Origin of the sequence: Natronogracilivirga saccharolytica (assembly GCF_017921895.1) — a bacterium.
GTDB lineage: Bacteria > Bacteroidota > Rhodothermia > Balneolales > Natronogracilivirgulaceae > Natronogracilivirga > Natronogracilivirga saccharolytica.
The window spans coordinates 113,196-134,946 of the sequence record NZ_JAFIDN010000009.1; the positions used below are offsets into that span (position 1 = coordinate 113,196).

Annotated in this window: 18 protein-coding genes; 4 read left to right on the plus strand and 14 right to left on the minus strand. The window is 50.8% G+C overall.

All coding sequences use genetic code 11. From position 1 onward, the window contains the following. The first annotated feature begins 118 nt into the window (after positions 1-118). The 4 genes from NATSA_RS11455 to argJ all read left to right on the plus strand — a co-directional run bounded on the left by NATSA_RS11455 (position 119) and on the right by argJ (position 5,365). Entirely contained in the window at positions 119-1,912 is a 1,794-nt protein-coding gene (locus NATSA_RS11455; protein ID WP_210512737.1) for an SLC13 family permease, read from the plus strand. 148 nt (positions 1,913-2,060) lie between these two features. Then, complete coding sequence (argB, locus tag NATSA_RS11460; RefSeq protein WP_210512738.1) at positions 2,061-2,888, plus strand: acetylglutamate kinase; 828 nt, start codon at positions 2,061-2,063, stop codon at positions 2,886-2,888. 3 nt (positions 2,889-2,891) lie between these two features. Continuing rightward, the gene (gene argC / locus NATSA_RS11465; RefSeq protein ID WP_210512739.1) at positions 2,892-3,968 is read left to right on the plus strand and encodes an N-acetyl-gamma-glutamyl-phosphate reductase; all 1,077 of its coding nucleotides are present in this window, start codon (positions 2,892-2,894) and stop codon (positions 3,966-3,968) included. 185 nt (positions 3,969-4,153) lie between these two features. Further along, complete coding sequence (gene argJ / locus NATSA_RS11470) at positions 4,154-5,365, plus strand: bifunctional glutamate N-acetyltransferase/amino-acid acetyltransferase ArgJ (RefSeq protein ID WP_210512740.1); 1,212 nt, start codon at positions 4,154-4,156, stop codon at positions 5,363-5,365. A 1-nt stretch (position 5,366) separates the two neighbouring features. On the opposite strand, the gene NATSA_RS11475 is transcribed toward argJ, so the two are convergent. The 14 genes from NATSA_RS11475 to nrfD (NATSA_RS11540) form a co-directional block, all read right to left on the minus strand. Next, positions 5,367-5,555 carry a hypothetical protein gene (locus NATSA_RS11475; protein WP_210512741.1) on the minus strand — a complete coding sequence of 63 codons (189 nt, stop codon included), beginning with the start codon at positions 5,553-5,555 and terminating at the stop codon, positions 5,367-5,369. 64 nt (positions 5,556-5,619) lie between these two features. Continuing rightward, positions 5,620-5,826: a hypothetical protein gene (locus NATSA_RS11480; RefSeq protein WP_210512742.1), complete on the minus strand. Its 207-nt coding sequence runs from the start codon at positions 5,824-5,826 to the stop codon at positions 5,620-5,622. 18 nt (positions 5,827-5,844) lie between these two features. Continuing rightward, on the minus strand, positions 5,845-6,051 hold the full coding sequence (locus NATSA_RS11485; protein ID WP_210512743.1) for a hypothetical protein: 207 nt from the start codon (positions 6,049-6,051) through the stop codon (positions 5,845-5,847). 56 nt (positions 6,052-6,107) lie between these two features. Then, positions 6,108-6,419 carry a hypothetical protein gene (locus NATSA_RS11490; protein ID WP_210512744.1) on the minus strand — a complete coding sequence of 104 codons (312 nt, stop codon included), beginning with the start codon at positions 6,417-6,419 and terminating at the stop codon, positions 6,108-6,110. 2 nt (positions 6,420-6,421) lie between these two features. After that, positions 6,422-8,623 carry a peptidase domain-containing ABC transporter gene (locus NATSA_RS11495; protein WP_210512745.1) on the minus strand — a complete coding sequence of 734 codons (2,202 nt, stop codon included), beginning with the start codon at positions 8,621-8,623 and terminating at the stop codon, positions 6,422-6,424. 12 nt (positions 8,624-8,635) lie between these two features. Next, positions 8,636-9,823: an HlyD family secretion protein gene (locus NATSA_RS11500; protein WP_210512746.1), complete on the minus strand. Its 1,188-nt coding sequence runs from the start codon at positions 9,821-9,823 to the stop codon at positions 8,636-8,638. A 280-nt stretch (positions 9,824-10,103) separates the two neighbouring features. Continuing rightward, positions 10,104-10,421, minus strand: a complete 318-nt coding sequence (locus NATSA_RS11505; RefSeq protein ID WP_210512747.1) for a carboxymuconolactone decarboxylase family protein — start codon at positions 10,419-10,421, stop codon at positions 10,104-10,106. A gap of 20 nt (positions 10,422-10,441) precedes the next feature. Then, positions 10,442-11,098, minus strand: coding sequence for a TorD/DmsD family molecular chaperone (locus tag NATSA_RS11510; RefSeq protein WP_210512748.1), 657 nt, complete (start codon positions 11,096-11,098; stop codon positions 10,442-10,444). Positions 11,099-11,202: 104 nt separating this feature from the next. Beyond that, the gene (locus tag NATSA_RS11515; RefSeq protein ID WP_210512749.1) at positions 11,203-13,767 is read right to left on the minus strand and encodes a molybdopterin-dependent oxidoreductase; all 2,565 of its coding nucleotides are present in this window, start codon (positions 13,765-13,767) and stop codon (positions 11,203-11,205) included. 35 nt (positions 13,768-13,802) lie between these two features. Beyond that, positions 13,803-14,819: a 4Fe-4S dicluster domain-containing protein gene (locus NATSA_RS11520; protein ID WP_210512750.1), complete on the minus strand. Its 1,017-nt coding sequence runs from the start codon at positions 14,817-14,819 to the stop codon at positions 13,803-13,805. Beyond that, a complete protein-coding gene (gene nrfD / locus NATSA_RS11525) occupies positions 14,816-16,087 on the minus strand; it encodes an NrfD/PsrC family molybdoenzyme membrane anchor subunit (protein ID WP_210512751.1) in 1,272 nt (423 codons plus the stop codon). The genes NATSA_RS11520 and nrfD (NATSA_RS11525) overlap by 4 nt, the downstream gene beginning before the upstream one ends. Positions 16,088-16,610: 523 nt before the next feature. Next, positions 16,611-19,172, minus strand: coding sequence for a molybdopterin-dependent oxidoreductase (locus NATSA_RS11530; protein WP_210512752.1), 2,562 nt, complete (start codon positions 19,170-19,172; stop codon positions 16,611-16,613). 108 nt (positions 19,173-19,280) lie between these two features. After that, the gene (locus NATSA_RS11535; RefSeq protein WP_210512753.1) at positions 19,281-20,435 is read right to left on the minus strand and encodes a 4Fe-4S dicluster domain-containing protein; all 1,155 of its coding nucleotides are present in this window, start codon (positions 20,433-20,435) and stop codon (positions 19,281-19,283) included. Further along, a complete protein-coding gene (gene nrfD, locus NATSA_RS11540) occupies positions 20,432-21,703 on the minus strand; it encodes an NrfD/PsrC family molybdoenzyme membrane anchor subunit (RefSeq protein WP_210512751.1) in 1,272 nt (423 codons plus the stop codon). The genes NATSA_RS11535 and nrfD (NATSA_RS11540) overlap by 4 nt, the downstream gene beginning before the upstream one ends. Between the last annotated feature and the right edge of the window lie 48 nt (positions 21,704-21,751).

A 21,751-nucleotide genomic window follows, 5' to 3' on the forward strand; every position in this document is an offset into this window, starting at 1 on the left:
GGATATCATTTGTTTGTCGCTGTTGCAATCACTGAATTTTAATTATATATTATATAGATATATAAATATATATAAACGAATTGTACTAACCAGTCAAGGTTGATAAAAGGCAAGAGGTATGGATGCTGATATTCTGATTGTACTGACCATTACGGGGCTGACGATCATCATGCTTGTAACGGAGGTGGTCCGGATCGATGTCACGGCGTTGCTGGCGATGCTGGCCTTGAGCTGGACCGGCATTCTTTCCACAAGTGAGGCGCTGTCAGGTTTTTCGAGCAATGCGGTGGTAGCCATGATAGCGGTCATGATTATGGGCGAAGGAATTGCGCGGACCGGAATGATGGCGCGTTTTTCCAAAGCATTGTTGCGCAAGGTCGGAACAAAAAAAACAGGGATTCTGGGCACACTGTCGCTCTCTGTCGGCACACTTTCCGGTGTGATTCAGAACATAGGAGCAGCCGCGCTGTTTCTTCCGAGTATCCTGGATATTGCCCGGCGCATCAAAATATCCGCCTCTGAGCTTATCATGCCGATTGGTTTTGCCGCAATCATAGGCGGGACGCTCACCATGGTTGGCTCGGGACACCTCATACTGACCAATGATCTTCTGGAAAGTGCAGACCTGGAGCCTTACGGACTTTTTGCGGTTACGCCGGTCGGAATCGCATTGCTTCTGGCCGCGATAGTATTCTTTCTGTTGTTTGGCAAATATGTGCTTCCGCAGGGAAGCAGCGAAGCCCGCCAGGATTTGACTGAGCAGGAGAAACTGATCGAAGCGTTCAACCTGGATCAGAAAATCAGGTATTACCGCATTCCTCAGGGGAGTCCGCTGATTGACAAAACTGTTGAGGGATCCGGTGTCTGGAATACTTACCATATCAACATACTTGCGCTGTCCCATGATCAGTATGCCGATTACGCCCCGTGGCGCGAAACCCATTTTGAAGAGGGACAGGTGCTGGCACTGTATGGCGACCAGGATAAAATCCAAAAGTATGTATCCGACTATAAGCTGAAAGAAACCGAAGACCATCACATGTTTCAGGGGCTGGATGACCCGGATGAGTCCGGATTTGTCGAGGTGATTGTTCCTCCGAGATCCGAACTGGTCGGTCAGACGATCCGGAAGTTTTCCATGCGCAAGCGTTATGCTGTGGAACCACTGATGATTTTCAGTCAGGGAGAGCGTATTGAAGGTGATATATCCGACCATGAGATCCGCGCTGGCGATACATTTATTATTTATGGTCCCTGGTCACATATCAAGGAGCTTCAGAACAGTGATCCGTTTGTTGTGGCTACTCCGTTTGATGTTGAACCGAGGGACCGGTCCAAAACCTGGCACGCAGCCGGCAGTTTTCTGCTTGCCATAGCCCTGGCCATGTCCGGGTTTTCCATCTCCATCGCATTTCTGACCGGTGCCGTTGCCATGATCCTGACCCGGGTAATGTCCATTCAGGATGCATACAAAGCCATTGAATGGAAGGTGGTTTTCCTTCTTGTAGGACTCATTCCACTCGGAGTGGCAATGCAAAATTCCGGTGCTGCAGAATTTCTTGCCCGGAGTGTTATGGGTGTGGTCGAGGGAAGTCCGCTTTATGTGCTTCTGCTGACCGTAGCCGTTATTTCCACAGTTTTTTCACTGGTGATGTCCAATGTGGGTGCTGTCGTGGTACTGGCCCCGCTTGTAGTAAGTATCGGTACCCTTGCCGGCGTGGACCCGCGGCCGCTTGTTCTGCTTGCTGCCGTATCGGCCGGTAACTCGTTTGTACTTCCCACGCATCAGGTAAATGCGCTGCTGATGACGGCCGGAGGTTACCGGACAAAAGACTATTTCAAGGCCGGGGGTGGCATGACACTGGTATTTCTTGCTGTTGCGGTGACATTCTTTTATTTCGCATTTTTCTGAAACATGTCGAAAATCAGTCCATTTCGGGTTTTCTGAACGGTCATTGCCGGTTTATTTTGCATGTATCTAAATTGGATAGAAAGGTGATATCGTCCCGTCAATAACTTATCTTTACAGACTGTCAGATAAATCAGAACAGGACTGTCAGATGAAAGAGAAAAAACCGGTAATTGTAGTAAAATATGGCGGCAACGCCATGACCGACGATGTGCTCAAGCAGCAGGTTGTCAAGAATATCTGTCTGCTTCAAAACTATGGGTACAATGTGGTTATCGCTCACGGCGGCGGTCCTTTCATCAAGCAGGCACTTCTTCAGGCAAACATTGAGTCCGAGTTTATTGACGGACACCGTGTGACCACGCCCGAAGCGTATGAGCATGTGGAAAAGGCTTTAAAGGGTCAGGTTAACGGCACACTGGTAAAGCTGATCAATCAGTCCGGATACAGAGGGGTCGGGCTTTCAGGGAAGGACGGTAAAATTGCCACTGCCATCAAACGGCTGCATAAAAAGGAGGTTGACGGTCATGTCGAGGAGTACGATCTGGGACAGGTCGGCGATGTTGTAAGCATCGATACGCAGCTGCTGGATTTACTTTTGGAGCATGAGTTTATCCCGGTTCTGGCCTGCCTGGCCGCTGATGTGGACAGCAATGAGTACAACGTGAATGCCGATATGTTTGCCGGACACCTTGCCGGAGCTTTGAAGGCAGAAAAGTTTGTCGTTCTCACGGATGTTGACGGTTTGATGCGCGATATTGATGATCCCGCTTCACTGGTCTCAGAGCTTCAGATATCTGATATTTCATCACTGAAAGATAAGCAGGTCATCCGGGGGGGAATGATACCAAAAACCGAAGCCTGTGAAATAGCGCTGAAAAATGGCGCTGCCGCCGCAGTAATTATTAACGGAACCGATCCCGACCAGCTGCTTTCTGTTGGCAGAAGGGAACCGGTTGGAACAACCATAGTCTCCTGACTTATGCAAAAAATTAAAACCGCAGTTGTCGGAGCCACCGGCTATACCGGCTCTGAAATTGTTCGTATTCTCTCGCAACATCCCCGTGTGGAGCTTTCTCTGATTACTTCAGAATCCCGCGCCGGAGAAATGTTTTCTGACATACATCCCTTCTTTGCAGGGATAGTTGATCAAAAACTGGAAAAAGCCGAAAAGGTCGCGCAAACGGATCTGGATGTGGTGTTTCTGGCATTGCCGCATGGTGTTTCCATGGACTATGTAAAACAGTTTGCCGGACAAGATTTCCGGATTGTTGACTTTTCAGGTGATTTCCGGCTTCCAACTCCCGAAATCTATGAGCAGTGGTACCCCAAACAGCACAGTTATCCGGAGGGTTTTCCGAATGCTGTTTACGGATTGCCGGAGCTTTACGCTGACCGTATCCGCAACGCCGGCCTGGTTGCCAATCCGGGTTGTTTCCCGACCGGAGCCATTCTTGCCCTGGCGCCTCTGGTGCAAAAGGGGATCATAAAAAAGGACGGCATCATTATTGATTCCAAAACCGGGGTTACCGGAGCCGGGATCAAGGCCTCGGCCACCAATATGTTCTCCAATGTGAATGACAATTTTAAAGCCTATGGTGTAAAGAAGCATCGCCATACCATTGAAATTCAAAGTGTACTGGAGGATGTCGGAGGTGCTCTCGGACCAGTGCAGTTTACACCTCATCTGTTACCTGTAGACCGTGGAATTTTGTCAACGGTTTACTTGCGTCCAGACAGCACCGGAAGGAAGCTGCTCGATGACAACAAGGGAAAAGACGAGACCGGGAAACAACTACTGGAAAGTATTTTTAAAGAGTTCTACAAAGGCAAGACGTTTGTCCGTATGTGTGGGCAACCTCCGGCACTCAAGGATGTCCGTGCCACCAATTATTGCAATATATATGTTGATTATGATGACCGAACCGGTAATATCATGGTCATCAGTGCCATTGACAACCTGGTCAAGGGTGCTGCCGGACTTGCCGTGCAGAACATGAATGTTATGTTTGAACTCGATGAAACCTCCGGCCTGACCCATATACCGGTTAACCCCTGATGGTTTCCTGATGAATCTCTGATGGATCCCTGATTAACCCCTGATGGTTTCCTGATGAATCTCTGATGGATCCCTGATTAATCCCTGATTAATCCTTGATGGTTCTCTGATAAATCTCTGACTTCCCGGACATTGAGCTGATGATGTAATTACCGGTTTACAGCGAATTCAAAACAGTAAATATCATGATTAAAAATATTACCAATGTCAGAGGGTTTACTTGCTGGGGTGCCCACTCCGGAGTAAAATCTCTGCGCAGAGATCTTGCAATCATTTATTCTGAAGTTCCGGCCAGTATCGGAGCGGTATTCACGCAAAACCAGGTTGTAGCCGAACCGATAAAAGTCTCCAGGGAACATGCGAAAAACGGCCTTGCTCAGGCTATTGTAATCAATGCCGGTAATGCCAATGCCTGTACAGGTGAGCAGGGCTACGAAGGAGCAATGGCAATGGTCAAAGCCACAGCCGAGACGCTGAAGATTGATGAGGAACTGGTGATCGTATCTTCCACCGGTGTCATCGGTGAGCCGTTTCCTACCGAAGATATTGTTGAGGGAATAAAAGAAAATGCCCCCAAGGTGACCAGCCGGTCCTCTGCCGGCTCATTTGCTGCAAATGCAATTCTGACAACGGACACCTTTGCAAAGGAAGGTTTTCTTGAATTTTCCGTTGACGGACGAGAGGTTAATTTGGCAGGAATTGCCAAGGGATCAGGAATGATACATCCCAATATGGCGACCATGCTTGCCTTTATAGTTACCGACGTCGATATCGAACCGGCTTTGCTGCAGAAGGCAGTTTCAGAAACGGTTGATGATACGTTCAATATGATTACTGTTGACGGGGACACATCTACCAACGATATGGTTGCTGTTATGGCGAACGGAAAAGCAGGTAACGAGCGCCTGACCAGTGAAAAAAGCAAAGATTACAAAGTGTTCCGGAATCATCTGCAAAAGATGATGCAGCATCTTGCGAAGCTGATTGTATCCGATGGTGAGGGCTCTTCCAAATTTGTGGAGTACCGGGTGGAAAACGCACCGGACAAGACGGTTGCCAGGAAACTGGCACGTGCCATTTCAAGTTCCAACCTGGTAAAGACGGCCATGTTTGGCCGGGACCCCAACTGGGGAAGAATTGTATCAGCGGCCGGAAATGCGGGAGTAACTTTTGATTACACAGGCGTTGATCTTTACCTGGGCAATGAAAAAGAACGGGTCAAGGTTCTGGAAAAGGGTAAACCTGTCAATTACGACCGGAATTTCATGAAAAAACTCCTGCGGGAATCGCATATAAGCGTCAAAATGGACATGTGCGATGGAGAGGCAAAAGCTGTTGCCTGGGGGTCTGATCTGACAACAGATTATGTACTCTTCAATTCCGTTTATACTACCTGATCTATGAATCCGGTTTATTTTTTTTCTCTTCTTTTACGGTCAGGTACACAACAAAAATACTGCCGATGATTATGGCAAAGGTGACTTCAAGAAAGGTACCGGCGTCGAAATCGTTTTTGCTTTGTGACCAGAGATAATGAAGTAGCAAGTAGCCGGCCATAGGCGACAGACGAAACAGGATTTTCTTCATAATTGTATTACTCATTAACGTTAAAAGAGTAGGGGTGCGCCCGAAAACGCACCCCCTGTGATACTTACGTGCAGACTCCGTGTCTGCGGCTGTATGTTTCATCTTCGCCACAGCGTCCGGATTCATCGTCAGTAACCCTTCTGTAAGAGCCCCAAATAGCTCCCAGGAGCCAGATGGTACTTTCCAGTATCACGTCTCCGGCAGTGATATCCCTCATTTCCTGCTGATTCAACGGAGTAAGTGTACCTTGCGGGTAAGATATACTTTTCATTTTGCGTGCCTCCCTTGATTAGTCATCTGTGCTGCCATAACCGGCTTCGTATCCGGAGTTCCAGGCATCCACAAGATTTTGTCCGCCTGAATTCCAGATACTGCTTATTTCATTATACAGCAGGGTAACACCCACCGGAATCAGCCAATGAGGTGCACCTCCCGTGACTGCTTTTTGTTCGACAGAACTGAGCATTTCAAACGGTAAACCTTTTCTTTCTTTCATAGCAGTACCTCTCGAGTTAAGTTATGGGTTTGGGGTTAAGTGCAAGTTATTGCTGATCACTGTATATATAAATACATTGAATGCAAAAGATGTCCCCCATTTGTGCTCTTCAGGCTTTTTATATCAAGCTCGGCCTCATTCAGGAAGCCGATCATTACTTTTCCGGGCTTTTCGTACTCATAGCTGCGTCTGAGCCGGTTATAACGGATCGGACAGTCGAGCTCCTCCCTTATTTCATCCAAAAGGTGGAAAAGCCATCGCTCCGAAATCCCAAGCTTTTCAGCCAGCTCTTTCGGCGATCCCGTGCTTTTTTTCCTGATGAGAATGTCCAGTCTTTGAATTCTGCTCAGATACAAGTTTAATGCCATGATCATATCCTGTTTATATATGTTTCCGGTTTGTGGGGAAATCCGTTTTGCCCCGGCATCTGTTGCTGCCATAATCTGAAGTATTGTTTTTTCCTTACAATGAGATCCTCATGTGAACCCTCTTCCACCAATTCTCCGTTTTCAAGCACACATATTTTGTCGGACTGTATGACTGTACTCAACCTGTGTGCAATAAGTATGACGGTTTTGTTTTGCGAACGGAAGTGCATTAATGCCTGCTGAACATACCGCTCCGACTCGGAGTCGAGCGAGGAGGTGGCTTCATCCAGGATGAGTATTTCGGGATCCCTGTACAAAGCGCGGGCAATTGCAATACGCTGTTTCTGGCCGCCGGACAGGGTGGCACCGTTTTCTCCCAGATGTGTTTCAAATCCGTGCGGAAGCTGTTCAATAAACGGAAGGAGCCCGATTTTTCCGCATATATCGACTACCTTCTCAAAATCGGGGTGAAATTCACCCACGGCAATGTTTTCAATGATGTTGCCTGAGAACAGGTCAATTTTCTGAGGCACAACAGAAATGAATTGCCTCAGACTGTGCGTCTCGATGTGATTGATGTCATATTGGCCGATCGTGACACGCCCGGATGTGACCGGATACATCTTTTGCAGAATACTTGTCAGAGTGGTTTTACCTGAACCGCTTTCTCCCACAAACGCAGTCATTTTTCCTACCGGAATGACGATGCTCAACCCACGGAATACATCTGCACGGCTGCCGTACCTGAAGTGAAGATTTTCAATACGGATATCGCCGGCCATATCCTTGTTCAGCACAATCTTCTGACCTGCCTCCTCCTTGTCAATATCCATTATCTCGAACAGACGGTCAGCTGCAATCAATGCATCCTGAATGGTCTTGTTCATACCGATTAGTTCATTGACCGGACCGGTGAAGTATCCTGTGATCGCATAAAAAGACAACAGTTCACCCGGTGTCAGTGCACCCTGAAGTACAAAGTAGGCACCTGCCCACAGGACAATAATCGTAAACGATCGCGATGTCAGTTTTGAAGCATTACCTGAGAAAACCGAGTTGAGTCCGGAGCGGTAAATGGTCTTGAGAAGCCGGATAAACCTTGTTTCGGTGCGGATATTGGCGAAATCCTCCAGTCCGAACTGTTTGATGGTGGAAACCGAGTTCAGCGATTCAACCAGCTGCGCCTCAAGATCGGCGGCATCTTCCATCAGCTTTCGCTGCGTCTTTTTGTTCAGCCAGTTTGTGATGACATAGACCAGCAGATAAGTCGGAATGATTGCCAGCATCAGAAGGCCTAGTTTCCAGTAATAGGTGAACATCAGTCCGAATGAGAACAAAACGATGAAAACGTTGACCAGAATGGTTATGGCAGTGTCATTGATAAATGCCCGGATTTTCACGGCATCACCGATCCGTGAGGTAATTTCTCCCACTCGCATTGTGTCGAAAAAATGCTGAGGCAGCGAGAGCAGATGCTTGTAATACCCGAGAATGAGACGGGCATCAATGAGCTGACCTGTTTTCAGGGTGAGTACCGTCTTTATGACGCCGGTTGTTAACTGAAGCAGCAGGAGCATTAGCATTGCGATGCCCAGAAGATGCAGCAGATTCCTGTTACCGTCCGGCAGGACATGGTCCACAATGAGCTGAACGTAAATGGCTGTAGATAGACCAATAAGGGTGAATAAGGCGGCACCCAGGGTCGCCTGCAGCAGTATGCTGCGATGCGGCTTGAGCAGATACCAGAGCCTTCCGGCAATTGAGGTCTTGTAATTACCCTGCTCAAACGACTCACCGGGCATGATCAGTACAAGTACACCGGTCCACTCTTCCAGAAAATCTTTACGCGGTTTTTTTATCAGATTGCCCTCAGCGGGATCCATTATGACAATGTATCGCTGCGTAACCTTGTAAATAACCACATAATGGAATATCGTTTTTTTGATGCATACATGGGCTATTGCGGGCACGGGAAGCTCCGAAAGGCTCTCAGGACCTCCTTTGACTCCCTTGGCAGTCAAGCCCAGCTTTCCGGCCGCCTCGATCAGCCCCAGGATATTGGTTCCTTTTTTGTCCGTCGAAGCAAACTGCCGGATTTTGGAAACAGGCATATCCAGCCCGAAATGCCCGGAAACCGAAGCCAGACAGGCGGCGCCGCAGTCGGTTATGTCGCGCTGTTTAATTCTTATGTTTCTGCCTGACATTGTATCTGATGTTTAATTTTCTGGTGTGTTATCCTGCGTCGTGTCGTACCAGATGGGGTTAATCCAGTCGTCAATGCTGTCATGAAGCAGCTGCAACAGGCTCCTGCGGGTGACAATGAACCTTGCCTGCACCGTCATACCCTTTTTGATATTTCTGCGGATGCCGTTTGCCAGCTCCAGGTAGTCCCGGTCGAGTGTGCAGCGCAGGGTGAAGAAGAGCCGGCCGTCACTTATCTGAACGTCTTCCGATATAGATGAGACGGTTCCGTGCAGCAGTCCCCATTCATGGTGGTTGAATGCATCCACCTGCAGGCGGACAGACATACCTTCCCTCAGCAGTCCGATATCTGCTGATGCAACATGCACTTCGGCGATCAAGGCCGTGTCGGGTGAAATCTCTGCCAGCACCTGGCTGTTGTGCACAAAGCTGTCGTGAAAAGCGCCGAGGACATTTTGCAGGGTTCCGGAGACAGGGGAGCGGATGCGGTGCTGCTTTTTCTCAGTCAGCAGCTGATCATATTCGGAATCAAGCTGGTCTTTTTCCTCAATGAGCATTTCGCGGTCCGAGCTCCAGCGCTGCCGCTGCTGTTTGATGAAAAGCTTGTGCCGGGCTTTGCTGTTATCCCGCTCGCTGCAAACAGCTTCTGCTTCGGTTTTGCTTGCCGCTGCCACTGCAAAGAGCTCCTTTTTCCGGTTGCATCGGTTTTGCAGGTTATCCGTGACCAGCTGCTGCAGAACAAGCTGTTGTCTGAGCTCTTCCAGGGATTGCTGATACCGGGGTGTCACTAACCCGGCAGGTTGTATGGCAGGAATTTGCTGCCGGTCAATCAACAGTGTGAGGTCATCTATGAATGCGGCAACCCGTTTCCTGCGCAATCGATTTGCCCTGATGCGCTCCCTGATAACCGGCGATTCAAGCACCGCTATGATGTCGCCTTTTCCGACACGGCTGTTTTCGTAGATCTCCCATTTCCGGACATATCCCGGGACAGGCGAATAGACCGGTACGATATCCATTACCGGGCGTATCATGCCGTGCCCGCGCACTCCTACATCTACCTTTATCAATGGCAGTAAACCCAGTCCGGCGAACGCTATCGCCAGCAAAAACACATAAAACACACGTGTGCCGGTGCCATGGCGTGAAAAATTATTCTCCTGACTGTTTTCGATGATCTCTTTCGGAAATAGCTGACTCATGTTATGATCCGGGTCGTATCAGGCCTTAAATCACATTTTTCACCGTTATTTCGGTAAACCGGATAACCGAAGCCTGATCAGTTAGGGTTGCACTCTGTATTTGAGTTACAGAGAACCCTGGGACCAAATCATTTCTATTAAAAAAAATTAATTTATCTCTCTTTTATTAGTCGAAGCCAGCAGAGAGAGGGGAGACAGGAGTCCCGGGAGTCTTTTGATGTAACATTGTTTGGATCAGTGTGCGGACAGAATTCGGACGGAATTGACATCAGGGATGACATCAGGTCTGCTCATCCAGTATATCCTTAACCCAGGTCATGGCAGCCATCATGGAGGGCATTCCAAGCGTTGGAAGCGTAAGAAGGATTACTTGCAGAATTTCCTCTTTTGCCGCCCCGGCTTCAAGTGCCTTGCGTGTGTGCGAATGAACGGCACCTTCCTTTTGCGCTCCTGAAGAGATTCCAAGCTTGATTAACTCTCTCGTTTTTTTGTCTATCGGGCCGGCCTGATGCACGGCATCTCCCAGGTTTTCATAGGCTTTATTTATTTCCGGATAGGTCTCAGTGAACTCCCGGAATTTTGCAGGTTTTCTGGGCATGGCAAAATCGTCTTAAAGTTTTAATAGTTCTGTTTTCTTAGTTCTTCCAGATCCCTGAGTACAAAACGGCCGGTTAGCTGTCCCAGGAGGTTGTACAACGTGGTTTCAGCTCCATTACAAACTTTTTTCTCAAAACCGGCAATCCACAAACCCGGATGATGCTCCAGAAACTGCCGCTGCTTTTTTCTCCCGATGTCCCGTGATCCGTTTTCCGATTCAATTCCATTCATGATCAAAAAAAACATGAATTCCAGTTCAATCCGGATATGATCCGGAACTTCCCTGACAGCAACTTCCATTCCTTCCGACTCATACCATTGCAAAGCGTTCATTGACGAATCGGTCATCAACTGCTCATTCTGATCCAGATACATGGAACCATACGGAGGAGCAAGCAGTGAGAAGGGGCCGACAAACAGCCGGGCATGATCTGTTTTGAGTTTTTCCAGATCGTCAGGACCTTCCAGATTCCCGATTGTTCCGGTCCCGGAAGAGTCTGATGATCCCTTATTTTCTTCCCGTCCGGATTGGATGTCAGACCGGATATCCGGATAGGCTTCCAGTACCGCATCGTGCAATGTTGCAATATGTTCAGGGATTTCTTTATCCGGTGGCCGGTATGCGTCAGACAATCCCTTGTAGACAGCAGCCCGCAGTTCATCTTGTTCTTTTTCCATTGTTACGTAATATGGTCCGTACAAAGTTTCTCCGGGGACATCATAATATCCCGATACCGGCTACGGGTAATATAGCTTGTTCCGGCAGTGATGCAAACATCTGATTACGCCTTGCTTACACGCACCCGGACCGTAGCGTAATAGGCGGAGGTTCCGGTAAGCCGGTCGTATTCTGCAGGAATGATCTCATTGTTGTTTCCGCCCCGCGCTTTCTTTCCGAACTCAAGCGAAGCCCTGCGTCCGAAGGCCCAGTGTCCCTGTCCGTAGCTTTTGGCCACAGTACCGGGCCGCACACCTTCCCACAGCCTGGCTTTGCAAGTAATGCTGTTCTCCTTGAAGGACATCACGATGTCATCTCCCTCGGATATTCCAAGCCTGCGTGCATCCTTCGGATTGATTTTCGCAACGTCCTGATTCGCAACATCACCGGGATCAACATCCTTGAACTCATAATACCAGGGACTGTTCGCCGAGCGTCCCTCCCGGTTGAGCCTGGATTTGTGATCAACCAGAATCAGTCCGTCATTGTTGCCTTCATCTATAATCACAGGGGGCTCATAATGCGGAATGAATGCCTGCTCTCCGCGCGCTACATAATTGGCTGATTCCATAACCTGGTCGGTAGTAAGCCCGTGCTTTTCGGCATGCTGAGTAATAGCCCGTTTGAGGGGTTCGGAATAGAATTCAAACTTGCCGGATTCCGTCGGCATGTTACCCCATCGCCGTTTGAGCACGTAAGGGTCTGAATTCCATACACCGGTATTGTAAAATGACTCCCAGCTTTCGAATTTGTCCCCACCGCGGTGCCGGTCCGGATTCCAGTAATTCTGAGTGATATGTTTGGTCGCAAAGAGCTCCAGTTCCTCACCGTTCTGAGGTTCGGCACCGGTTTCCGGATCACGATACGTCTTGTAATGATCCAGAAGATTGGGAAACCCTTTTTCGGCCAGTTTTTCGGCAATCATCCACGGAACTTCGGTTTCATCTGATTTGACATTCCAGAGCCGGTCCACGACACGCCGGTGGAGTGTGACGTGCCGGTGCCTGTTGCCGTGCCGGACGACCGGAGCGTTTTTTTCAAACATTCCGTTAGCGGCCGGAAGCACGATGTCTGCAAACCAGCTGACCTCGGAAGGGTGGGTGTTGATGTCGACATAGAACGGAATGGATCCAAGTGCTTTTTCCCACCGCCGGGCTCCGGGTGCGGAGAATGCAAAGTTTCCGTAATAACTGATGGCTACTTTGATTTCATTCGGATCTTTATCAATGACACCGTCAGCAGCCTTGTTTGAAACCATTCCGGTACCTGCCTGGTTCTGAAAAATAGCAGGCAGATCAAGGCGGCCGCGCTGGTCAATGGTTGGATGGCCAAGTCCGTTTTTTGCCGTCTGGTCTAGGTAGTCGTCCGGGCCGGGAAGGGGTTCATTGAAGAAAGGGTTGCCGGACATATTACCGCCTTCCGTTCCCACGGCTCCCACAAGTCCCACAAGTGCATTTCCGGCAAGTGCGTTATATGATCCCCGAGGCTGGGCGACCGGTCCCCGTCCTACCATACTGATGGCCTGCGATCCGGCGCGGCCAAAGTCAATGGCTACGCGCTCAATCTGTTCTGCCGGAATACCGGCCCTTTCGGCGGCCCACTCCGGGGTCCGGTCCTTGAGCTCCAGGTTCCACCACTTAATGACACCCTTGGTGAGTTTTTCATCAAAAAGCTCCTCATCCACGGTTTGTCCGATCTTGAAACGGTTTTCACCGTCTTTGAAATCCCCGACAAACTCTTTGCTCCAGAGTCCTCTTGTCAGAATAACATGCGCGATAGCGCCCGCAACCGCACCATCTTCGCCGGGTTTGATGGGCATCCACTCATCAGCTTTTGCAGCAGTGGCCGACAACCGCGGATCAACTACGGCTACCTTTGCCCGCGCGATCATTTTTCCCCAGGAACTGTTGTGGTGCGACACCTGCCGCGTACTGGATACGGGATCCGTTCCCCAGCAGATAATGTATCTGGTGTGCTTGAGGTCCCACTGGGGAAATCCCCAGAAACCGCATTGATACCAGTGGCTCAGTTTCCCGGCTTCCTGACACAGACCGTCGCTGTTGATACGGTTCGGTGATCCGATTATCCGTGTCATCCGGTCATATATGATGGGATGGAGACCTGAGTTGCGACCCTGTACCATCATGTACTTGTGGGTCTCATCTTTTTCCCGGAGCTCCAGTATCCTGTCGGTGATCTCATCGATCGCCTCATCCCAGCTGATCGGGACAAAACCCGGATCCACACCGCGCTTTTTCTCCGGATTGGTCCGTTTCATGGGTTGTTTTAGTCTGTCAGGATCATACAGCTCCTGAATACCCATATGTGACCTCGGGCAGGCTTTGCCTTCGTTGACTTTAGAGGCATTGTTGCCACGTATTTTTGTTGCGCGTCCGTTCTGGATATAGACCTCAAGAGAGCACCATGACGCACATCCGTTACAAGTCGTAGGTGCCCAGCAGCCGTTTTTACCTCCTCTGACGCTGTCCGGTTTGCCGGATTCCGAGGCTTTCAGTGTTGAGAGGCTGCCGGACAGTGCCGAGCCGAAAGTGAGGCCGGAACCGGCCATCAGCGCTTTCTTCAAAAAAGACTTTCGTGATCCGGGAGCGGTATGAGATTGCGTTTTCATAATAATCTGTAAGTCAGGATGAAGGGCGTCCGGTACTATCCGAACAGCTGTTTTTTCTGTGATTCTGTGGAGAAGATCGTGTCATCTTCGTCTTCCTGAGCATCATTGTGTGTTTTGGAAGTAAGCTCACCTTTGGTCTGAGGGTAATCGCTGGCTGAGTTGAAAGAGCGGACATACTGCACTTTGGGCTCTGTGCCGAGATGCTCCTGCCGCCGGAAGGGGCGGTAAAGGCCAAGTACACGGCTGACAGAGCTTCCGGGATCATCCAGATCTCCGAAAATTCGCGCATCTGTGGGACAAGCCTCAATGCATGAGGGCAGCTCTCCATCCTTCAGACGGTGCAGACAGAAATCACACTTTTCGACAATACCGTGATAGCGATTTCCCTCGCCCAGAGCGGCACGTTCATTGTTATAATAAGGAAAGCGGTCTCCGCCGGTATCTTCAATGGTACTGGCGGGAGAGCCGGTTACACCTTCGATGAGCTCTTCTGTGTTTTCCCATTCGGAATGCGGTTCCCCGAAGTGTGCGTGCACTTCACCGTAGGGACAGTTGATGATGCAGGCACGGCATCCGATGCATTTGTCGGCATCATGAGCCACCACACCACCGGCCGTATGATGCAATGCTGAAGTAGGACATGCCTTGGCGCACGGAGCATTGTCACAATGATTGCAGAGCGTCGGCAAGTACTCATATCGTACATTCGGAAATGTACCGTTAGTTGTTGTGATATGGTGGGACCAGTAATGTCCTTCACGTAAATTGTTTTCACTTTTACAGGCAATATTGCAAGCCCCGCAGCCTGTGCATCGCTGCAGGTCAATAACCATGCCCAGCCTCTTGCCCTCCAGGTGACTGAGCTCCTCGTCCGTAAAACTGCCGCGCTGGCATCCCGAAGCGACACCGATGGCAGCGGCACCGAGTCCGGCACTGCGCAGGAAATCCCGCCTGGAAAGACGTCCGTCCTGTTCCCGCTGTTGTTTATCTGATGTTTCAGAGGCCAGGGGACATGACCGGTTCTGTTTTTGATGATCTGCTTGTTTGCTCATGACTCGTCGTTTTTAGAATCTGTGTTTGGAGGCGAAGGGGCTTGATGACCGCCGTCACCGGGGCTGTCAGCATCGTGTACGGCTCCGGCGGCGGGACTAATGGCCATGCGATAAAAGGGCTGGATGACCAGGCGTATGCCCAGGGCAAAAATGACCAGCATCAGTCCGATGACAAAAACCATGACCAGCCATTCGACCAGGTGCGGAAAGTATTCAAAGCGTATCAGAGTGTCGCGCACATGGTCATAGCGGTAGGCCAGTGCCGGGATGACCACGTTCATCGGGACCATCAGAAAGTTGGCTACCATCAGTGCTGATGCGGCACCCAGCATGCGGATGCGGTTGACCTGGTCGCCGATGCGCTCCTGCCAGAAGAGAAGTATCACCGGCAGCAGAATGCCCAGGCCGACATGAAAGACCCAGATGGTCCAGGCATATTCGCCGGTGAGCATCTGCTCAAGAATGGCAGCCGTAGCCGGGACATCAGCATAACTCATAACCAGCGATATGGTCAGGGCTGTAAAGGCACCGATCATGATCCACGACAGGAACCATCGGCCCAGCCGCCGGGCCAGCTCATGATAGACCGGTGAACCCCGGTCGGGCGAAAACAGCAGGTGCTGCAGCAGGACCAGTCCGGTTCCGACCACAAAGGCCGAGATCAGATAGACCACCGGCAGCAGCAGGTCATTCCACAGCGGACGGGCGGCCGCCACACTCAGAAACGATCCGAGCACCGCCACAAGAGCAGCTCCTGCCGGGACGCTGATATAGGCCATGTTTTTGACAATATCCTTGCGTCCCAGACGGTAAGCCCAGAGTTCAATGACCAGTATGACCAGGTAGGCCAGATGCAGCCAGATCATCCAGGTCAGCAGCGAACCGAAATCGGGCGCCAGAATAGGTCGCCAGACGCGGAAGGGCTGGCCCAGGTCGTGGAAAATGGATATCAATGCTCCGGCCAGGGCTGCCAGGGCCGTGAGCATGATGATCGGGCCCAGCCGGTCGAGCTCGCGGATGCCGGCACCGTAGCGCAGCAGCACAAAAGAGAGGACGGCTCCGACCTCGAGCAGTACGAAATACTCATAGAGTCCGACCCAAAGTCCCCAGGGTACCTCGGTCGACAAATTACCCAGGTTTCCGAAATACAGGACCCGGAAGACGCCGATAGCCCCGATCACAAGGGCCGCAATGCCGATGATCAGGGCGATGCGAAATTGTTTGTTGGTGCGCTTCAGGTAGCCCGAAGCTGTTTGCGAGGTTGCCATAGATCCGTTTTTTGTCAATGACTAGGTATGTTACTTCACTGGTTACTACCTGCAGGCAGCAGCACATTTTGAATGGGCATCGCTGGTATCTGATGACATGCCGTTAGGTCCGTTGGCGTGCCTGCCGTTGTTGTGCCCTTCACTTTGCTTCTGTGCATTCAGGAAAAACTGATTCAAATGATGCATTTAATAATACAAAAGCGCTTTCACGGGACCCGGCACTACTCTCAGTTACATGCAAATAATGGTAATACAACACGGGAAGCCGTCACAGGCCAATAATTGTCCCTGGTTGTATGGAAATGCAGCAGCAAAGAGCAGTAGTACCGGACAAAACCAATAACTAACAGATCACTTATCAGAAAATAATCGGATAAGTAAATCTCCTTTAAAAAATAAACCGGACTTGTTTAGATTCAATATAAGTTAGATGCAATTTTCCTGTTCCGGGCGGAGGTATCGTCCGGCAAGTCCTGATGAAATTGATTTTTTACGAGGGCTTGCTGATCAGGCCGTTACCATTTCAGACTTTATCGACATTAACCTTTACATACCCGTAAAATGCCGATGAACCGCTGAGTCGGTCATAGTCCGCAGGCATTACCTGATTGTTGTTACCACCGAGAGGTTGCTTACCGTTTACTCTGGTTGCATAACGACCGTAAGCCCAGTGTCCCATACCGAAGGGTTTGACGATCGTGCCCGGGCGCACACCTTCCCACCGAACCAGCCGGCACTCCAGTTCACCGGCTGATGAATGCAACCGTATTTTGTCACCGTCACGGAGTCCCAGTCGATCAGCATCTTCCGGGTTCAACTGTGCCACATCTTCACCGGCAATGCAGCCCGGATCGATATCCTTCATTTCATGATACCAGGAGCAGTTGGCGGACCGGCCCTCACGATTCAGTCGTGATTTGTAATCGACCAGCATGAAGGAGTTTTCGCGATCTTCACCGTGTACAAAGGGTTCTTCATAATGTGGAACAAAAGCAAGATCACCACGCGCCAGGTAGTTACTGGTGGCAAGAACGGTGTCCACATCCGTATCGTGCCGCTCGGCATGCCCGGTCAGGGCTTCTTTGAGCGTTTCGGAAAAAAATTCAAACTTGCGGGTCCGGGTATTCATGCTGCCCCAGCGCCCACGGTAGTTATAGGGCTCCGAATTCCACACTCCGGTCTTATAGAAATCATCCCAGCCGTCAAACCGGTCACCACCTTTGTAGTGATCTGGATCCCACAAATCCCTGGTGGCATGTTTAAGTGCATACAGGTCGAACTCTTTTTCGTTTTTCGGTTCGGCACCGGTTTCCGGATCCCGGTACTGTTTATAATGATCCAGCATGTTCGGGAATCCCTTTTCGGCCAGTTTTTCGGCAATCAGCCAGGTAACTTCGGTTTCGTCGGTCTTGGAGTCCCAGACACGATCAATAACAGGTCTGTTAAGCGGAAGCTGTCGGTGGGCATTGCCAATGCTTTTCATAAATCCGTGGCGTTCAAACATATGATGAGTGGCTGGCAGGATAATATCACAGAACATACTGTACTCGGCCACATGCGTGGTGATATGCACGTTGAACGGAATTTTTTCCATTGCTTTTTCCCAGCGATTGCTTCCGGGATTCGAAAAGGCAAAATTGTTGAAATAGGCAATGATCATTTTTATATCATAGGGATCGCCGTCCAGGATGCCGTCGGCAGTTCGATTGGTTACGACGCCACCTCCGGAGCTGCCTCCTTTGAGAGCAGGGTATTCCAGGTAGCCGCGTTGGTCAATCTTTGGTTTGGCTATTCCCTTGCGTGCGATATCATCCAGATAAGGTTCCACGGACGGAAATCCCTGTGAATATTCAGGGTTGGATGCCAGGGTGCCACCCTTGTTGTCCACTGAACCGACCAGTCCGTTTAATGCATGAGTAGCCATGGAGTTATAGGCACCCCGCACCTGCATTGTCGGGCCGCCGCCCACCCAGCAAATGGCTTGCGGAGCTGCCCGGGCAAAATCTATCGCCACCCGCTCGATCTGATCTGCGGGTACACCGGCTTTGCCGGCAGCCCATTCCGGGGTTCGGTCCTTCAGCTCCAGGTTCCACCATCGGACAAGTCCGTGGGTGTATATTTCTTCAAAGGTGTTTTCGTTTACAGTCCGCCCGGTCCGGAAGCGATTTTTACCATCTTTGAAATCTCCGACAAACGGACGGTACCACAAACCGCGTGTCAGAATGACATGCGCCATGGCCACGGCAAGAGCTCCGTCTTCACCCGGCTTCACAGGCAGCCATTCATCAGACTTGGCCGCTGTTGCCGAGAGCCGGGGCTCTACGGTTGCTACTTTCGCCCGTGACAAAACCTCGCCCCATGCGTTATTGTAGTGCGAGACCTGGCGGTTCGTAGCAATGGGGTCTGCTCCCCAGCAAAGTACGTACCGGGCATTCCGGACATCATACTGCCTGTATGCCCATATGCCTTCAGTATAATACGGACCAAATTTTTCCGCTTCTGCACAGATGGCACTGTGAGAAATATTGTTGGGTGATCCGATGATCTTCGGGAAGCGATCGTAAAGGATATCGCGCAGGTAGGTGTATCTGCCGCGGGTGACCATGAATTTGTGGGTCTCTTCATTTCGACGAAGTTCCATTATCTTTTCGGCTATGGTATCTATCGCCTCCTCCCATGTAATAGGGACAAAGCCTGGATCAACACCACGACCTTTATCAGGATTGGTCCGTTTCATGGGGGTTTTCAGCCGGTCGGGATCATATACCTGCTGCAATCCCATGTGCCCCCGGACACAAATATTTTCTCCGTTAACTTTGGAGTTGGGATTGCCTCGCACGCGTGTGGCCCGCCCGTCCTGAACGTAAACCTGTACCGAGCACCACGATGTGCAACCCAGACAAGCCGAGGCTTCCCACCGTCCGTTCTGTCCTGCACGGGGCTTTTCACCGGTACGGTCGGATGCCTTTAGAGTGTTCAATCCGGATGCGAACACAGAACCAAGTCCCAGGCCGCTGCCGGCCATCAATGTCTGCTTAAGAAAGGACTTTCTGGATTTGCGGGTAGTATTTTCAGTTTTATTCATGATCAGAAATATTAAATGATGATAAAATCGGATGTACGGACGCGGGCTGCCGTTTTCTCGTCCGGAAACGCTGGCCCCGAATCTCGTCGGGTGCATGTATTAATATTTTTACCCAAAAAGTTGTTTCTCCTGAGCCTGTTTGGAGTGGTCTATCGGATTGTTTTCGTGAGCAAGAGTCCCGGATTCGAACAGCTCTTGCCATTCCTCTTCCGGAATGTGGGTTACCCCGGTTTTCCAGTCATGTACACGCTCGGCATGAAGACGCGCCGACTCTTGTGACAAGTTACCGGCCAGTTCACCTTTGGTTTGCGGGTAATCGGCGGCAGAATTAAAGGTGCGCACATAGAATACTTTGGGTTCAGTGCCCAAATGCTCCTTGCGGCGCATCGGACGGTATTTGGCAAGAATTCGGCTGACAGAACTGTTCGGGTTATTCAGATCACCAAAAATTCGGGCATCTGTCGGGCATCGTTTAACGCAGGCGGGAAGTTTCCGCTCCTTGAGACGATGCAGGCAGAAATCACACTTTTCCACGATCCCGTGGTAACGGTTGCCATGACCGTAATTTTCCCTTTCCGGATTGTAATAGGGCGTGCGATTTCCTCCGACATGATTGGTTATTTCCTTTGGTGAAGCAGTTAGCCCTTCAAATAACGCTTCATCAGATTCCCACTCCTCGTGAGGCTCCCCGAAATGGGCATGTACTTCACCATAGGGGCAGTTAATGATGCACGCACGGCACCCAATGCATTTCTGCGGGTCATGAGCCACTACATCTCCGTGGACCCGATGCAGCGCTGAGGTCGGGCATGCCTTGGCACATGGTGCATTTTCACAGTGATTACACAGAGTAGGCAGGTATTCAAATCGAACATTTGGAAACTTACCTGTTGTGTGTGTGATGTGGTGGGACCAGAAATGACCGCTTCGCAAATTATTTTCGGTTTTGCAGGCGATATCGCAGCCACCGCAGCCAGTGCATCGCTGAAGGTCGATAACCATGGCAAGGCTTGTGCCTTCCAGATGTTCCAGTCCTTCATCAGGGGCGGTACGATTGCACCCGGCCGCCATTCCGGCTATAGCTGCACCCGCTCCGGCAGATTTGAGGAAGTCCCGCCGTGACAGTGAACCTCCGGTTTTCCCGGAGTCGGCTGATAATTTGGAAGCAGCATTTTTGTCCATGATACTTTCGTTTGATCCGTCTGATGAACCAGACAATTTTTCCGGATTTCGTTTTATGTCAGAGATTTGCGATCGGTTCATGACTCGTCGTTTTTAGAATCTGTGTTTGGAGGCGAAGGGGCTTGATGACCGCCGTCACCGGGGCTGTCAGCATCGTGTACGGCTCCGGCGGCGGGACTAATGGCCATGCGATAAAAGGGCTGGATGACCAGGCGTATGCCCAGGGCAAAAATGACCAGCATCAGTCCGATGACAAAAACCATGACCAGCCATTCGACCAGGTGCGGAAAGTATTCAAAGCGTATCAGAGTGTCGCGCACATGGTCATAGCGGTAGGCCAGTGCCGGGATGACCACGTTCATCGGGACCATCAGAAAGTTGGCTACCATCAGTGCTGATGCGGCACCCAGCATGCGGATGCGGTTGACCTGGTCGCCGATGCGCTCCTGCCAGAAGAGAAGTATCACCGGCAGCAGAATGCCCAGGCCGACATGAAAGACCCAGATGGTCCAGGCATATTCGCCGGTGAGCATCTGCTCAAGAATGGCAGCCGTAGCCGGGACATCAGCATAACTCATAACCAGCGATATGGTCAGGGCTGTAAAGGCACCGATCATGATCCACGACAGGAACCATCGGCCCAGCCGCCGGGCCAGCTCATGATAGACCGGTGAACCCCGGTCGGGCGAAAACAGCAGGTGCTGCAGCAGGACCAGTCCGGTTCCGACCACAAAGGCCGAGATCAGATAGACCACCGGCAGCAGCAGGTCATTCCACAGCGGACGGGCGGCCGCCACACTCAGAAACGATCCGAGCACCGCCACAAGAGCAGCTCCTGCCGGGACGCTGATATAGGCCATGTTTTTGACAATATCCTTGCGTCCCAGACGGTAAGCCCAGAGTTCAATGACCAGTATGACCAGGTAGGCCAGATGCAGCCAGATCATCCAGGTCAGCAGCGAACCGAAATCGGGCGCCAGAATAGGTCGCCAGACGCGGAAGGGCTGGCCCAGGTCGTGGAAAATGGATATCAATGCTCCGGCCAGGGCTGCCAGGGCCGTGAGCATGATGATCGGGCCCAGCCGGTCGAGCTCGCGGATGCCGGCACCGTAGCGCAGCAGCACAAAAGAGAGGACGGCTCCGACCTCGAGCAGTACGAAATACTCATAGAGTCCGACCCAAAGTCCCCAGGGTACCTCGGTCGACAAATTACCCAGGTTTCCGAAATACAGGACCCGGAAGACGCCGATAGCCCCGATCACAAGGGCCGCAATGCCGATGATCAGGGCGATGCGAAATTGTTTGTTGGTGCGCTTCAGGTAGCCCGAAGCTGTTTGCGAGGTTGCCATAGATCCGGGATTAATGGTTATAGATCAGGAAGTAATAATCAGATTGAA

Bases quoted from the DNA above. Each gene is read 5' to 3' on its own strand.
- NATSA_RS11455 (WP_210512737.1), top strand. From the start codon at position 119: ATGGATGCTGATATTCTGATTGTACTGACCATTACGGGGCTGACGATC.
- argB (WP_210512738.1), top strand. From the start codon at position 2,061: ATGAAAGAGAAAAAACCGGTAATTGTAGTAAAATATGGCGGCAACGCC.
- argC (WP_210512739.1), top strand. From the start codon at position 2,892: ATGCAAAAAATTAAAACCGCAGTTGTCGGAGCCACCGGCTATACCGGC.
- argJ (WP_210512740.1), top strand. From the start codon at position 4,154: ATGATTAAAAATATTACCAATGTCAGAGGGTTTACTTGCTGGGGTGCC.
- NATSA_RS11475 (WP_210512741.1), bottom strand. From the start codon at position 5,555: ATGAAGAAAATCCTGTTTCGTCTGTCGCCTATGGCCGGCTACTTGCTA.
- NATSA_RS11480 (WP_210512742.1), bottom strand. From the start codon at position 5,826: ATGAAAAGTATATCTTACCCGCAAGGTACACTTACTCCGTTGAATCAG.
- NATSA_RS11485 (WP_210512743.1), bottom strand. From the start codon at position 6,051: ATGAAAGAAAGAAAAGGTTTACCGTTTGAAATGCTCAGTTCTGTCGAA.
- NATSA_RS11490 (WP_210512744.1), bottom strand. From the start codon at position 6,419: ATGGCATTAAACTTGTATCTGAGCAGAATTCAAAGACTGGACATTCTC.
- NATSA_RS11495 (WP_210512745.1), bottom strand. From the start codon at position 8,623: ATGTCAGGCAGAAACATAAGAATTAAACAGCGCGACATAACCGACTGC.
- NATSA_RS11500 (WP_210512746.1), bottom strand. From the start codon at position 9,823: ATGAGTCAGCTATTTCCGAAAGAGATCATCGAAAACAGTCAGGAGAAT.
- NATSA_RS11505 (WP_210512747.1), bottom strand. From the start codon at position 10,421: ATGCCCAGAAAACCTGCAAAATTCCGGGAGTTCACTGAGACCTATCCG.
- NATSA_RS11510 (WP_210512748.1), bottom strand. From the start codon at position 11,098: ATGGAAAAAGAACAAGATGAACTGCGGGCTGCTGTCTACAAGGGATTG.
- NATSA_RS11515 (WP_210512749.1), bottom strand. From the start codon at position 13,767: ATGAAAACGCAATCTCATACCGCTCCCGGATCACGAAAGTCTTTTTTG.
- NATSA_RS11520 (WP_210512750.1), bottom strand. From the start codon at position 14,819: ATGAGCAAACAAGCAGATCATCAAAAACAGAACCGGTCATGTCCCCTG.
- nrfD (WP_210512751.1), bottom strand. From the start codon at position 16,087: ATGGCAACCTCGCAAACAGCTTCGGGCTACCTGAAGCGCACCAACAAA.
- NATSA_RS11530 (WP_210512752.1), bottom strand. From the start codon at position 19,172: ATGAATAAAACTGAAAATACTACCCGCAAATCCAGAAAGTCCTTTCTT.
- NATSA_RS11535 (WP_210512753.1), bottom strand. From the start codon at position 20,435: ATGAACCGATCGCAAATCTCTGACATAAAACGAAATCCGGAAAAATTG.
- nrfD (WP_210512751.1), bottom strand. From the start codon at position 21,703: ATGGCAACCTCGCAAACAGCTTCGGGCTACCTGAAGCGCACCAACAAA.